At 70.7% G+C, this 13,500-nt stretch carries 10 protein-coding genes and 1 other RNA gene; 4 read left to right on the top strand and 7 right to left on the bottom strand.

All coding sequences use genetic code 11. The features are described 5' to 3' along the window. Positions 1-75 precede the first annotated feature (75 nt). The 4 genes from Microterr_RS06670 to Microterr_RS06685 all read right to left on the bottom strand — a co-directional run bounded on the left by Microterr_RS06670 (position 76) and on the right by Microterr_RS06685 (position 5,610). Complete coding sequence (locus tag Microterr_RS06670; protein WP_263795448.1) at positions 76-843, bottom strand: hypothetical protein; 768 nt, start codon at positions 841-843, stop codon at positions 76-78. A gap of 201 nt (positions 844-1,044) precedes the next feature. Then, the gene (locus tag Microterr_RS06675; protein WP_263795447.1) at positions 1,045-4,041 is read right to left on the bottom strand and encodes a bifunctional [glutamine synthetase] adenylyltransferase/[glutamine synthetase]-adenylyl-L-tyrosine phosphorylase; all 2,997 of its coding nucleotides are present in this window, start codon (positions 4,039-4,041) and stop codon (positions 1,045-1,047) included. A 16-nt stretch (positions 4,042-4,057) separates the two neighbouring features. Continuing rightward, entirely contained in the window at positions 4,058-5,395 is a 1,338-nt protein-coding gene (gene glnA / locus Microterr_RS06680; protein ID WP_263795446.1) for a type I glutamate--ammonia ligase, read from the bottom strand. Beyond that, positions 5,395-5,610 carry an SPOR domain-containing protein gene (locus Microterr_RS06685; protein ID WP_263795445.1) on the bottom strand — a complete coding sequence of 72 codons (216 nt, stop codon included), beginning with the start codon at positions 5,608-5,610 and terminating at the stop codon, positions 5,395-5,397. Before Microterr_RS06685 ends, glnA begins: the two co-directional genes overlap by 1 nt. A gap of 86 nt (positions 5,611-5,696) precedes the next feature. Here Microterr_RS06685 and ppgK point away from each other — a divergent pair, with 86 nt between their 5' ends. Continuing rightward, positions 5,697-6,461 carry a polyphosphate--glucose phosphotransferase gene (gene ppgK / locus Microterr_RS06690; RefSeq protein ID WP_263795444.1) on the top strand — a complete coding sequence of 255 codons (765 nt, stop codon included), beginning with the start codon at positions 5,697-5,699 and terminating at the stop codon, positions 6,459-6,461. A 2-nt stretch (positions 6,462-6,463) separates the two neighbouring features. Here the strand turns inward: ppgK and rnpB are convergent. Beyond that, positions 6,464-6,829: RNase P RNA component class A (gene rnpB / locus Microterr_RS06695), an RNA gene on the bottom strand. A gap of 142 nt (positions 6,830-6,971) precedes the next feature. On the opposite strand from rnpB, the gene Microterr_RS06700 reads away from it, so the two are divergent. Next, the gene (locus Microterr_RS06700; protein ID WP_263795443.1) at positions 6,972-7,607 is read left to right on the top strand and encodes an LPXTG cell wall anchor domain-containing protein; all 636 of its coding nucleotides are present in this window, start codon (positions 6,972-6,974) and stop codon (positions 7,605-7,607) included. Further along, positions 7,604-9,382 (top strand): DUF4012 domain-containing protein, encoded by a 1,779-nt coding sequence (locus Microterr_RS06705; protein WP_263795442.1) that lies wholly within the window; start codon positions 7,604-7,606, stop codon positions 9,380-9,382. The genes Microterr_RS06700 and Microterr_RS06705 overlap by 4 nt, the downstream gene beginning before the upstream one ends. 1 nt (position 9,383) lies before the next feature. On the opposite strand, the gene Microterr_RS06710 is transcribed toward Microterr_RS06705, so the two are convergent. Then, positions 9,384-11,108: a bifunctional 3'-5' exonuclease/DNA polymerase gene (locus Microterr_RS06710; protein ID WP_263795441.1), complete on the bottom strand. Its 1,725-nt coding sequence runs from the start codon at positions 11,106-11,108 to the stop codon at positions 9,384-9,386. A gap of 28 nt (positions 11,109-11,136) precedes the next feature. Then, positions 11,137-11,868, bottom strand: a complete 732-nt coding sequence (locus Microterr_RS06715) for a zinc ribbon domain-containing protein (RefSeq protein WP_263795440.1) — start codon at positions 11,866-11,868, stop codon at positions 11,137-11,139. A 110-nt stretch (positions 11,869-11,978) separates the two neighbouring features. Between Microterr_RS06715 and Microterr_RS06720 the strand changes: the two genes are divergently transcribed. Next, entirely contained in the window at positions 11,979-13,493 is a 1,515-nt protein-coding gene (locus tag Microterr_RS06720) for an amino acid permease (protein WP_263795439.1), read from the top strand. The last annotated feature ends 7 nt before the right edge of the window (positions 13,494-13,500 follow it).

Below are 13,500 nucleotides of genomic sequence, written 5' to 3' on the forward strand. Positions count from 1 at the left end.
ACGCACGAACGCGCCGAGACGGCTTCGGGTCAATGGTGATGGGCACCTCAGGCTTGGTCCACTCGTACGGGGGATCTAGTCGACGTCGTAGATCCCGATTCCGTCCCAGCCCCCGGGGTACGAGTTGAACACCTGTCTCGGGGTAAGCGTCTTCGTCTTCTCCGAAGACATCACCCACCCGGACGCGCTCCACGTGGACGTGGTGAACTTTGCCGTCCACTGCGAGTCGGTAGCCAGCCGAGTCTGGTACCGCTGCACATACCGCGTGCCGTCCTTCGAGTAGAAGATGTAGCCGTTCGTTTCCGTCGCCGTCCCCAGAATGTCCTCATCCGTCGCCAGACTGTCCTCATCCTGCGTCGGCCCCGATATGCGCCAGTGGTAGTTGTTTCCAGACGCGTTGTCACGCGGATACGGCGTCGCCTCGCGCGTGAGCGCGCCCTTGCGCCACGTGAGTACGACGTACGAAAGGGCCATGCCGCCCGAAATGTCGCGTGAGCTGGCGACGAACATGAGCTCGTGGCCACTTGCGTCATCGAGCCTGGCAGCATCCGCCAGGACGGCCCAACCCTTCTGTTCGATCGTCGATGTGATCGTCGTGGAGTCCGTCTGCTGCGTCGCCGTTCGGACGGCGACTCTGTACTTGTTCGCGGCGACCTTCTTGACGGCGACTTTGTCCTTCTTGCCGTCGCCGTCGACGTCGACGTAGCCAGCGTCGACCGTTGTGCCCACGGGGACCTGCGCCTTCGACTGGATCGTCGGTGCGGCTGCCGCCGGGACCGCCGCGATGAGCGCGCCCGCCAGCGCGATACACGCGCACGATGCGATGAGCGATGTGACTCTCATTACGGGGCCTTCCGGTCGAGATTCGTGGATCAACCCTACGCGCCGCCGTCGTCCTCAAGGCCGTCATCGCATGGACGAAGGATTGTCAGCGAGCCTCCAGGGCTAGCCGACCGTCACGCTCCTCGGCGTTCGTAACCAGCACCGCAGACGCAGAAGGGGATCCCGGGAACGGGGTCCCCTTCTTGCTTCCCGGTCGGCGCGTCAGCCGTAGAACAGCTTCTCGAAGATGCGGCGGGCGCGGCGCGTGGTCCGCAGGTAATCCTCCTCGACCTGGCTCGCCGAGCGCGGCGGGTAGCCCAGTAGGCGGCCGATGCCGTCCAGCCGCATGCGGTCGCTGGGCAGCACGTCGCTGGTCTGACCGGACAGCAGCGTGTTGGCCGAGCGCAGCCTGCTCGCCAGCCGCCAGGCCTCCGCCAGCAGGTCGGCCGACTCCGCGGGCACCAGTGCGGCCGTCTCTGCGGCCCGCAGGGCGTCCATCGTCGAGGTCGTCCGCAGCCCTGGCACCTGCGCCGCGTGCTCGAGCTGGAGCAGCTGCACGAGCCATTCCACGTCGCTCAGCGTGCCGGGCCCGAGCTTGAGGTGCCTCGTGGGGTCGGCGCCCTGCGGCAGCCGCTCGTTCTCGACCCTCGCCTTGATGCGCTTGATCTCGCGGAGGCCCTGCTCCTGCACCTGAGCCGGATACCGCACGTCGTCCGCCAGCGCGGTGAAGGCACGGATGAGCTTCACGCTGCCTGCGACCCCTCGCGCGCGCAGCAGGGCCTGCGCCTCCCACGACAGCGACCACCGGCGGTAGTACTCGGCGTACGAGTCGAGCGATCGGGCCAACGGGCCGTTGCGACCCTCCGGCCGGAGGTCGGCGTCGAGGTCGAGCGGCACCCTGTGGTCCTCCGAGTGCGTGCGCAGGCCCGCCACGAGCTGCAGAGCGAGGTCGTTCGCGCGCTGGGGGTCAAGACCGTTGGCCCGGTAGACGTACATCACGTCCGCGTCGGATCCGAAGCCGAGCTCCGCGCCCCCGAAGCGGCCCATCGCGATCACCGAGAAGTCCAGCGCGGAGTCCTCCGGCGGCACGATCTCCCGGCGGACCGCCCGCAGCGTCGCCTGGATGGTCACCTCGGTGATCGTCGTGAGGGATGCGGCGACGCCTTCGATCGTCAGGTCGGTCAGCAGCGCCGACATGGCCGTGCGGAGCAGCTCCCGCCGGCGCAGCGCCCTGACGGCGCGCATCGTGTCGGCCGTCGAGTCGTGCCGCGACTGGATGGCCCTGGCCTCCTCCTGCAGGACGGTGCCCTTGCGCGGGCGCAGCGCCTCCGGATCGTCCAGCCAGGCGACCGACTCGGGCGTCCACTCCATCAGCTCACCGACGTAGCGCGAGCCGGACAGCACGTGCGTGAGACTCTCGGCCGCCGCGGACGAGTCGCGCAGCATCCGCAGGAACCATGGCGTGTCGCCGAGGCGTTCGCTGATCCGCCGGAACGCGAGCAGCCCGTAGTCCGGGTCGACGCCGTCGGCGAACCACCGGATCATCACGGGCATCAGGTGCCGCTGGATGGTCGCCTTGCGGCTGATGCCGCTGGTGAGGGCGGCGATGTGCCGCAGCGCCCCCGCGGGGTCCGTGAACCCGATGGCGGCCAGACGGTCGTGGGCCTGGGCGGTGGACAGCGCGCGCTCCTCGGCCGGGAGGGCCGCGACCGCCGACAGCAGCGGACGGTAGAAGATGCGGACGTGGATGTCGCGCACCTCCCGCTTGACCGACTCCCAGAGACCCCAGATCGCGGGGCCGGAGTCGGCGAGGCGTGTGGACCTGGCCAGCACCCGGAGGTCCTCCTGCCGCGAGGGCATCAGATGGGTGCGGCGCAGCTGCCGCAGCTGCCCGCGGTGCTCGAGCAGGCGGAGGATGCGGTAGTCGCGTGCGAAGGCCGCGGCGTCGCTGCGTCCGATGTACCCCTCGGCGACGAGCGCGTCGAGCGCGTCGAGCGTGCCGCGCTGGCGGATGCCCTCGTCGGACATCCCGTGGACGAGCTGCAGCAGCTGCACCGTGAACTCGATGTCGCGGATGCCGCCGGGGCCGAGCTTGATCTGGAAGGCGACCTCGTCCGGCGGGATGTGCTCGGTGACGCGCTCGCGCATGCGCTGGACGCTGTCGACGAAGTTCTCCCGCGCCGAGCTGGACCAGATCTTCGGCTGGACGGCGGCCACGTACGCGGCGCCGAGCTCGGGATCTCCGGCGATCGGCCGCGCCTTCAGCAGCGCCTGGAACTCCCAGCTCTTCGCCCAGCGGTCGTAGTACGACAGGTGCGAGTCGAGCGTCCGCACGAGGGCCCCCTGCTTCCCCTCCGGGCGCAGGTTCGCATCGACCTCCCACAGCGGCGGCTCCACCTCGACCTCGGACAGCCCGCGCATCGTCTGCACGGCCAGACGGGTGGCGATGTCGATGAAGCGGCTCTCACCGGCCTCCTCGATCGCGTCATCCGGTGCGCCGCCGACGAAGATGATGTCGACGTCGCTGACGTAGTTCAGCTCGCGCGCCCCGGTCTTGCCCATGCCGATGATCGCGAGCTGGGTCGCCGCGACCTGCTCGCGCGGGAACAGCCCGGTGCCCGCTCCCCCGCTCGACACGCGGGTCCGTGCCACCGCGAGCGAGGCCTCGAGCGCGGCACCGGCGGCATCCGCCAATCGCGCCGCCACGACGGGCACGACCTCCTCCGGCGCCTCGCTGAGCAGATCGAATGCGGCGATCCGCGCCAGCATGCGCCGGTAGCGCACCCGCAGCGCGACCCACGCGGAATCGTCCGCCCGCGCCGCGAAGCCCTCGTAGGCACCTACGGAATCGAGGAGCTCGGCGGTGAGCTGGCCCGGTTCAGGGAGGACCGTGCCGGCGCTCGTGAGATCGGCGAGCTCCTCCGGATGCCGCAGGTAGAAGTCGCCGAACCCGCTCGAGGCACCCAGCAGCGCCCACAGCGTGCGACGGCTCGTGGGCTCCCGGATCGCTGCGGCGACGGCGCCGGCGTCGCGTCGGGCGACGCGCTCGATGGCCACGAGCGCCGCATCGGGGTCCGCGGCGACGGCCACGTCCGCGGTGAGCTCGTCGCGGGAGACCCCGAGGACGCCTTCCAGCTCGGTGAGCAGCGCGTCCGCGCCGGTCAGGTCGCCGAACCCCAGCCGGGCGAGACCGGTGAGGGCGGAGGACCGTTCGCTCATCGTCGCCTGGCGGGCATCAGAGCATCTCGAGGTTGCTCTTCAGCTCGAACGGGGTCACCTGCGACCGGTACTCCTGCCACTCGCGGCGCTTGTTGAGCAGCACGTAGTTGAACACCTGCTCGCCCAGCGTCTCGGCGACGAGCTCGGACTCCTCCATGAACTCCAGCGCGTGGTCGAGGCTCGCCGGAAGCGGCGCATAGCCGAGTGCGCGGCGCTCGGCGTCGGTCAGCGACCACACGTTGTCCTCGGCCTCCGGAGGCAGCTCGTAGCCCTCCTCGATGCCCTTGAGGCCCGCGGCCAGCATGAGTGCGTAGGCGAGATACGGGTTGGCGGCGGAGTCCAGCGCCCGGTACTCGACGCGGGACGACTGGCCCTTGCTCGGCTTGTACATCGGCACGCGCACGAGGGCGGAACGGTTGTTGTGTCCCCACGTGATGAAGCTCGGCGCCTCGTCGCCGCCCCAGAGGCGCTTGTACGAGTTGACGAACTGGTTGGTGACGGCCGCGATCTCGCTGGCGTGCTTGAGCAGACCCGCGATGAACTGGCGGCCGACGCGGGAGAGCTGGTACTGCGCACCCTCCTCGTAGAAGGCGTTGACGTCGCCCTCGAACAGGGACATGTGCGTGTGCATGCCGCTGCCCGGCTTGCCGCTGAGGGGCTTCGGCATGAAAGTCGCGTAGACGCCCTGCTCGATCGCCACCTCCTTGATGACGGTCCGGAAGGTCATGATGTTGTCCGCCGTCGCCAGTGCGTCGGCGTACCGGAGGTCGATCTCGTTCTGGCCGGGTCCGCCCTCGTGGTGGCTGTACTCGACCGAGATGCCGAGGTCCTCCAGCATCCGCACCGAGCGACGACGGAAGTCGTGCGCCGTGCCGCCGGGGACGTTGTCGAAGTAGCCGGCGGAGTCCACGGGCTCTGGGCCGTCCGGACCGTAGGCGGAGGACTTGAGCAGGTAGAACTCGATCTCGGGGTGCGTGTAGAACGTGAACCCGGCGTCCGCGGCCTTCGCGAGCGTGCGCTTGAGGACGTGGCGCGGGTCGGCGACGGCCGGCTGGCCGTCGGGGGTCGTGATGTCGCAGAACATGCGGGCGGTCGGGTCGATCTCGCCGCGCCACGGAAGCGTCTGGAAGGTGGTGGGGTCCGGGTGGGCGAGCAGGTCCGACTCGTACGAGCGGGTGAGGCCTTCGATGGCGGAGCCGTCGAAGCCGATCCCCTCGGTGAACGCGCCCTCGACCTCGGCAGGGGCGATCGCGACCGACTTGAGGGTCCCGATCACATCGGTGAACCACAGCCGCACGAACTTGACCCCGCGCTCCTCGATCGTGCGCAGGACGAAGTCACGCTGCTTGTCCATCACTCCCCTTTCTCATCGGTCGCGGTGCCCCAGGCATCCTCTTGTGCGTCGTCGTCCGCCCACGCGCGCGAGCGCTCACGAAGGATGTCGGGAGCCTTCGCAGCCTCCTCGGCGGTGTCGAACGGGCCTGCGCGATCCACTGCGGGTGACGCGAAGCCCTTCTCCACCTGACCGGTGGACAGGTTGTACCAGTACTTCTCGCTGTCGCTCGTCACCGCGTCTCCTGTCGAAGCCGAGCCCACGCAGGGTCGGATGCTTCGATCCTACTGATCGACGGCTCGGTGCTGGATAGGCTGGCCCCATGGCATCGGAAGGCGCGCGCGCAGTCGGAGTGGACATCGGCGGAACCGGCATCAAGGCGGGTGTGGTCGACCTCGCGGAGGGCGTTCTGATCAGCGATCGGGTCAAGGTCTCGACGCCCGCAGGCGCTGAGCCCGACGACGTCATCGGCGCGGTCCGCGAGGTGCTCGATCGGCTGGGCGTGGCCGACGACGCGTCGGTTCCGCTCGGCGTCGCCTTCCCGGCGATCGTGAAGGGCGGCCGAACGCTGTCGGCGGCGAACGTCTCCGACAAGTGGATCGATTTCGCCGCGGAGGACTTCTTCGAGCAGGGCCTCGGACGCGACATCCACTTCGCCAACGACGCGGACGTCGCGGGCATCGCGGAGGTGCGCTACGGCGCGGCGCGCGGCCAGAAGGGCCTCACGATCCTCACGACGCTCGGCACCGGAATCGGGTCGGCGATGATCTACGACGGCGTCCTCGTGCCCAACAGCGAACTCGGCCACGTCCAGCGCGCCAAGCACGGCAAAGACGCTGAGGCGTATGCCGCCTACTCCGCGATGGAGCGCGAGGACCTCACCTGGCACAAGTGGGCGAAGCGCCTGCAGTGGTACTACAGCCACATCGAGTTCCTCTTCAGCCCCGACCTGTTCGTCGTCGGCGGCGGCGTGTCCAAGCACGCGGACGAGTTCCTGCCGATGCTGGAGCTGAAGACGCCGATCGTCCCCGCGGTGCACCGCAACAACGCGGGCATCATCGGGGCTGCGGCGCTCTCGGCCGACTGAGGCGAATGGGCCGGCCTGTACGCCGGGTTCTGTCCCGGGGCTGACGCCCCATAGACGGTCATCTCTCTCGGCGACACGTTGCCGTGCCGCTCCAGCGGCCTACCCGGGGACTCGGCGGGCCGCGTCATCATCCCCTGTCTGGCCTTGCTCCGGGCGAGGTTTACCTTGCGGGTCGTGTCACCACGACCCCGGTGGTCTCTTACACCGCCCTTTCACCCTTACCTCCGGCCCTGCGGCCGGCGGCGGTCTTCTCTCTGTGGCACTGTCTCGCGGATCGCTCCGGGTGGGTGTTACCCACCGCCCTGCCCTGTGGAGCCCGGACGTTCCTCGGTGCGGGAAACCCGCCACGCGACCGTCCAGCCGACCCATTCGCGTGACCGAGCCTACCTGCCTCCGAACGACGAATCGGTGTGTCCCCGTTCCGCAATCGAGCGGAATGCGCTATCGTCGCCCCTGTCGGACGGACGCCCGCTGGGGAGTTGGCGCCGGAACCGACGCTTGGGGGGAACCATGCGTAAGTTTTTCGGCGTGCTCGCACTAGCAGCCATCATCACTCTCACGGGGTCGGCCGGGGCTTACGCCGCCGACGACTACCCCGGCGAAGAGCCGACAGAGCCGACGCTCGCCGGGTCGACGGTCACCGGCATCTGCGACGGCGACGTCCCGTGGATCGGCTTCACCGTGGAGCTGAACGATCCGGACGACAAGTCGACCAGTCATACGGCCCGACTCGTCATCACCGACGGCACCAACAGCACCACGATCGAACTCGGCGAGCTCGTGAACAACAGGCTCTCCGGCCGGGTGCTCTGGCCCGGCGCGTCGACCGATGACGCGGGCAACCCGACCGGCTGGCCGGGCTGGGCCTTCGTCGATGGGGCGTGGGTCGAGACCGACGGGAACTTCGCGTGGACGCGCGGCGACATCACTGCGGAGCTGCAGGTCAACCCGGAGATCCCGGTGGCGCTGTCGTACCCGCCCGCGTCGCCGTACTGTGCGACGGGACCGGAGCTGTCGTCGGACGGTGAGACGCTGCCCGCCACGGGCACGGACTTCCCGGTCGTCGGAGTGGCCGCATTCGGAGCCGTGATCGCCCTCATCGGCGGTGCGCTGTTCCTGGCTCGTCCGCGTCGCGCCAACCGGTGAGCACGGGCGTCGGGCGACGCACAGCATCCGGCATCCGCACGATCGTCCTGATCTGCGCCGCCCTGCTGATCGCGCTGCTGGCGGCGTTCGCCTGGGCGGGGTCACGGGCATGGGTGGCCCAGCAGGCACTCGGTGACCTGCCCGCGACCGCTGCGGAGGCGTCGGATGCGGTGGGCGCGGGTGACGTCGTCCGCCTCCGCGCCGTCGCAGATGAACTCGGAGCCGCCTCGGACGATGCGGCGCAGGCCGTCACCGACCCCACCTGGGGAGTGCTCGAGGCCATTCCCGTGCTCGGGGCGAACTTCACGGCGGTCCGCACGGTCGCGGTGGAGCTCGACGAGCTGAGCCGGAACGCGGTCAGTCCCCTGGTCGGCCTGCTCGGCGACGCGGAGGTGAGCGCGCCGGACGGCGACCTGGTCGACATCGCCCTCCTCGAGACCGCGCGACCGGTGGCGGAGCAGGCCGCCGCGACGCTGGACGACTCCGCGGCGGCGCTCGGCGCGATCGACACCTCGGTCCTGCTCACTCCCGTGGCCGGCGGCGTCGAGCGGGTTCGCGAGGTCGTGACCACGGCGTCGCCGACCGCCCACGAGCTGTCCGCGGTGGCCTCGGTGCTGCCGGGCCTGCTCGGCGCAGACGGCGAGCGGACGATCCTCGTCCTGCTCCAGAACAACGCCGAGCTGCGCTCGGGCGGCGGTGTCACGGGCTCTTTCGTGCTCCTGAAGGCGGTGGACGGCCGGGTCGAGATCGTCGATCAGGCCGACTCGAGCAACTTCCCCCGTACCCGCAGCCCGATCGCCGAGGTGCCTGCTGCCGCGGTCGCGCTGTTCGGCGACGACGTCGGGCGCTACGTCCAGAACGTGTCGATGGTCTCGGACTACGCCGTGACGGCACGACTGGCGTCCGCCTGGTGGGCGACCAGAACCGGGACGGCGCCCGACGCCGTCCTCTCGCTCGATCCGCTCGTCGTGCGTGCGCTCCTCAAGGCGACCGGCCCGGTCGACCTCGCCGACGGCACGCCCATGACCGAGGACAACGTCGTCCATCGGCTCCTGGTGGAGCCGTACCTGACCATGGACGGCCGCGCGCAGACGGCCTTCCAGCGCACCGCGACGCGGGCGCTGTTCGAGCAGCTCCTCGCCCGTGGCGTCGAGCCGCTCGTGTGGGGGCGTGCGCTGGCGGCGTCGGTCGCCGACGGCAGGGTCGCGCTGTGGAGCGCGGACCCCGCCGACGAGGACGAGCTTGCGGGCACGGCCCTCGGTGGGCCGCTCGCCCGCCACAGGCTGGCCGGCGACGACGCGTTCGCGGTGTACCTGAACGACGCGACCGGCGCCAAGATGGACAGCTACCTGAAGGTCGCGCTGAGCGCGGGCGCGGCGACATGCCGGGAGGACGGTCGCAGCGACGCGATGATCACCGTGACGCTCACCAGCACCGCCCCCGCTGACGCGGCGGGCCTGCCCGAGATCATGAACGGCGGCGGACGGTACGGCGTCGAGGCGGGCGTGATCGCGACGGACATCGCCGTCGCCGCCCCGCCCGGAAGCTTCTTCGGCGGCGTCCGCACCGAGGGCGAGCCCGCTCTGTCGGCGGATGTCGACGACGATGGCGTGCCGACCAGCCTGGTCAGGGTCGAGGTGTCCCCCGGCGAGACCAAGGCCACCACGTTCCGCTTCACCACTGCCGAGCCCGGCTCGATCGAGCCCACGCTGCTGCACACCCCGCTCATCTCCACCCCCGAGGTGCAGACGGGTGTCGAGGTCGCCTGCGGCTGACTCAGCCCTTCGCGGCGGTCTCGGCGATCCGCAGATCCAGGGGGAAGTCGAGCGGGATGTCGCCGAACAGCAGCCGGGTCGCGGATGCTGCCGCCTCCCGTGCCGCGTCGGCCACCGCGGCGGCGAGGGCGGCCGGCGTGTGCACGATCACCTCGTCGTGGAGGAACATCGCCAGATGGGGGCGCTGCTGGAACACCGGCCCCGATCGCGGGGCGGCGGCGTCCACGTCGACTGGCGGCAGCTGGGCGAGGCGGGTGCGCAGGTCGGCGAGCCACGCGAGCGCCCATTCGGCTGCGGTCCCCTGCACCACGAAGTTGCGGGTGAAGCGGCCGCGGTCGCGCGCCCAGCGTCGCGCGCGCGTCTCCTCGGCCGGCGCGGCGCCGGGTTGACTGGCCGCGGCCTGGGCCTCCAGCCAGCCGGCGGAGGGCGCGGGTGAGCTGCGGCCGAGCCAGGTGGTGACCACGCCGCCTCGTTCGCCCGTCTCCGCGGCGGCGTCGACCAGCCCCATCGCCCGCGGGAAGGTGCGGCGCAGCCGCGGCACGAGCCTTCCGCTGTCGCCGGTTGTCGCGCCGTACATCGCGCCGAGGAGGGCGACCTTCGCCTCGTCCCGTGTCGCGACCGTGCCGGTGTCGACGATGCCCGCGTAGAGGTCGCGCCCGCGGGCCGCCGCCGCGAGTGCGGAGTCCTGTGCCATCGCGGCCAGGACCCGCGGCTCGAGCTGGGCGACATCGGCGACGACGAGCCGCCATCCGGGGTCGGCGCGCACCGCGGGGCGCAGCTGCCGCGGCAGCTGCAGGGCGCCTCCGCCGGACGACGCCCAGCGGCCCGTCACGACGCCGCCGGGGATGTACACCGGGCGGAACCTGCCCTGGTCGACCCACTCCTCGAGCCAGTTCCAGCCGTTCGCCGTGAGCAGGCGCGCGAGCTTCTTGTACTCGAGCAGCGGGGCGATGGCGGGATGCTGGTGCTCGCGCAGCTCCCATCGGCTCGTGGATTCGACCAGCACGCCCGCACGGTGCAGGCCGCGCAGCAGCTTCGGCTGAGAGTCGAGGCTCAGGGCGGGATCGCCGAGCAGGGCGCGGACCTCGGTCGCGAGGGCCGCCATCCGGGTCGGGGCGCCTCCCCCGGCCGGCCGCTCCCCGAGCGCCCCCCGCAGGAGAGTGTCGTGCACGCCTTCGTCCCACGGGAGCCCCGCCGCCCGGAGCTCGCCGGCGATAAGCGCACCGGCCGACTCGGCCGCGAGCAGCAGCCGCAGCCGGCCGGCGTCCGCCGCGCCGGCGACGGCGTCGCGCTGGCGGGCGAACTCCTCGAGGGTCGACGCGAGGTCGTCAGGAGGCCCGGCCGGCGCCGTGGTTGGCTCCTCCCACTCGAACAGCGCCGCGCCCTCGACCTTGCGCTCCTCGACGGGCGCGGTCGTCCATTCGGCGTGCGCGCCGAGCGCCGTGGCGTCGGCGACCCACGCGCTGTGGCGCAGGATGGCGTGGCACAGTCTCAGGTCGTGGCACCGGGCGACGCGCACGCCGGAGGCGAGCAGTCCGGGCTGCCAGCGAACCGCGTCGCTCCACACCCAGCGCGGGGAGGCGTGTTCCCGCTCGGCGACCCACGCGGCCCAGTCCGCCTCGTCGATCCGCTCGCGCGACAGCTCGTCGCCGTCGGCGGTCAATGCGGCAGCGTCGATCGCCCCGTCCGTACGCCCGACCACGATCCAGGCGGGTGCGATCGACACGGACGTCCCGCTCAGCGCGCCCAGGGGCTCACAGCCCCGATTCCTCCGTGCGCACGAGGATGCAGCCGCACTCAGGGCAGTGCGCCACCGCATCGCGCGCCGTGCCGCGCAGCTGCTGCAGATCGGTGCCCGAGAGCACCATGCGGCACCCCTCGCACGTGCCTGCGCGCAGCAGCGCTGCGCCGGTGCCGCGCTCGGACAGCTTGTCGTAGTGCGCGAGCAGGTCCGCCGGGATCTCGATCACGATCGCGGCGCGATCACGCGCCGACGACTCGGCCGTCGCCGTCGCGTCCGCCACGTGCGCCTTCGCGAGGGTGCTCAGCTCGGCGCCCTCGTGGTTGGTCTCGGCGATCGCGGCCTCCTGCTCGGCCACGGCGGCCTCGGCGACTTCGAGCCGCTCCATGAGGACGAGCTCAGCATCCTCGAGATCGCTCTTGCGGCGCGCCAGCGCGCCGAGTTCGCTCTCCAGGCCCTGCGCCTCTTTCACGTTGCTGGAGGACGCGAGCCGGTCCGCGTCGCGGGCGCTGCGGGCGTCGACCACCGCGACATCGGATTCGATGCGGGCGAGCTCCGTGCGCAGGTCGTCGCGGACGCCCAGCCTCGTCGACAGCTCCTGCGAGAGCACGTTCCTCCGCGCCAGCAGCTCCTGCACGCGCTGCGCCTGCGGCGGATTCTTGCGGGCATGCTCGGCGCGGCGGATGAGGGTGTCGAGGGCGGCGACATCCAGGAGGCGGCGCTGGTCGGCGGGGCTGGCGTTCACCCCTCCAACCTACCCCGGGCGCACACCCCCGCCACCGGTGAAGGGGGTGACGCCGGCACGCGTACGCCACTAGCATTCAACGACCGTCCCTCCGGGAGAAGGAGTCGCCGATGAACCTGCTGCGCACGAAGTCGGTGGAGCAGTCGCTCGCCGACACGGACGAGCCCGAGTTCCGGCTGAAGAAATCGCTGTCGGCCCTCGATCTGACGCTGTTCGGCGTGGGTGTCGTGATCGGGGCGGGCATCTTCACGCTCACCGGACGCGTCGCGCACGAGGTCGCGGGCCCCGCGGTCGTCATCAGCTTCGCCGTGGCCGCTGTCGCCTGCGCACTGGCGGCCATGTGCTACGCCGAGTTCGCCTCGACCGTGCCGGTCTCGGGGTCGGCCTACACGTTCTCGTACGCCTCCCTCGGGGAGCTGTTCGCCTGGATCATCGGATGGGATCTGATCCTCGAGATGTTCCTCGGGGCGAGCGTGGTCGCCCAGGGATGGAGTTCGTATCTCGGCGTGCTGATGGAGCAGCTCGGGTATCCGATCCCCGCGGCGATCGGGTATGGCGGCACGGTCGACGTGATGGCGATCCTGCTCGTCCTCGTCCTGGGCGCACTGATGACGTTCGGCATCAAGGAGTCGATGCGCGTCAACCTCGTGCTGGTGTTCATCAAGCTGTTCATCGTGATCTTCGTGATCGTCGCCGGCATCATGTTCATCGATCCCGCCAACTACTCGCCGTTCGTTCCCGAGGCCCAGGTCATCGAGTCGGCGAAGGGCTTCAGCCAGCCGCTCCTGCAGTTCCTCTCGGGGGTCGAGCCGACCGCATTCGGCGTCGGCGGCATCTTCGCGGGCGCGGCACTCGTCTTCTTCGCCTACATCGGGTTCGACGTCGTGGCGACCACCGCCGAGGAGACCAAGCGTCCCCAGCGCGACCTGCCGATCGGCATCATCGCCTCACTCGCGATCTGCACCGTGCTCTACTGCGCAGTCGCGCTGGTGGTCACCGGCATGGTGTCGTACGAGGATCTCGACCCGAATGCGGCGCTGGCCAACGCGTTCGTCTACCACGGGCAGGAGTGGATGGCGACGCTCATCTCGGCTGGCGCGGTGGCCGGACTGACCACGGTCGTGCTGACCCTGCTCATCGGTGCGACCCGGGTCATCTTCGCGATGTCGCGGGACGCCCTCCTCCCGCTGGCGCTGGCGAAGGTGCACCCGACCCGCCGCACCCCGTGGGTCATCTCGATCCTCGTGACGATCATCGTCGCCATCGTGGCCGGATTCACTCCCGTCGGCGTTCTCGAGGAGATGGTGAACATCGGCACCCTGTCGGCGTTCGTGCTCGTCTCGATCGGTGTCATCGCGCTGCGCCGCAGCCGCCCGGACCTGAAGCGCGGCTTCCGGGTCCCGTGGAGCCCGTGGCTGCCTGCGCTGTCCGCGCTGATCTGCGTCTACCTGATGCTCAACCTCACCGTGGGCACCTGGCTGCGCTTCCTCGCGTGGCTCGCGGTCGGCTTCGTGATCTATTTCGCCTACTCCCGCCGCCACTCCCGCCTGGGACAGCCCGGCTACGTCGATCCGAGTCTGCCGCACGTCGTCTCGCACCACCGCGAGGATGCAGAAGACAGCTGAGGATGCG

The organism is Microbacterium terricola, assembly GCF_027943945.1.
Classification (GTDB): Bacteria; Actinomycetota; Actinomycetes; order Actinomycetales; family Microbacteriaceae; genus Microbacterium; species Microbacterium terricola.

Coding starts and splice junctions, on each gene's coding strand:
- ppgK (WP_263795444.1), top strand. CDS start 5,697: ATGGCATCGGAAGGCGCGCGCGCAGTCGGAGTGGACATCGGCGGAACC.
- Microterr_RS06720 (WP_263795439.1), top strand. CDS start 11,979: ATGAACCTGCTGCGCACGAAGTCGGTGGAGCAGTCGCTCGCCGACACG.
- Microterr_RS06675 (WP_263795447.1), bottom strand. CDS start 4,041: ATGAGCGAACGGTCCTCCGCCCTCACCGGTCTCGCCCGGCTGGGGTTC.
- Microterr_RS06700 (WP_263795443.1), top strand. CDS start 6,972: ATGCGTAAGTTTTTCGGCGTGCTCGCACTAGCAGCCATCATCACTCTC.
- glnA (WP_263795446.1), bottom strand. CDS start 5,395: ATGGACAAGCAGCGTGACTTCGTCCTGCGCACGATCGAGGAGCGCGGG.
- Microterr_RS06670 (WP_263795448.1), bottom strand. CDS start 843: ATGAGAGTCACATCGCTCATCGCATCGTGCGCGTGTATCGCGCTGGCG.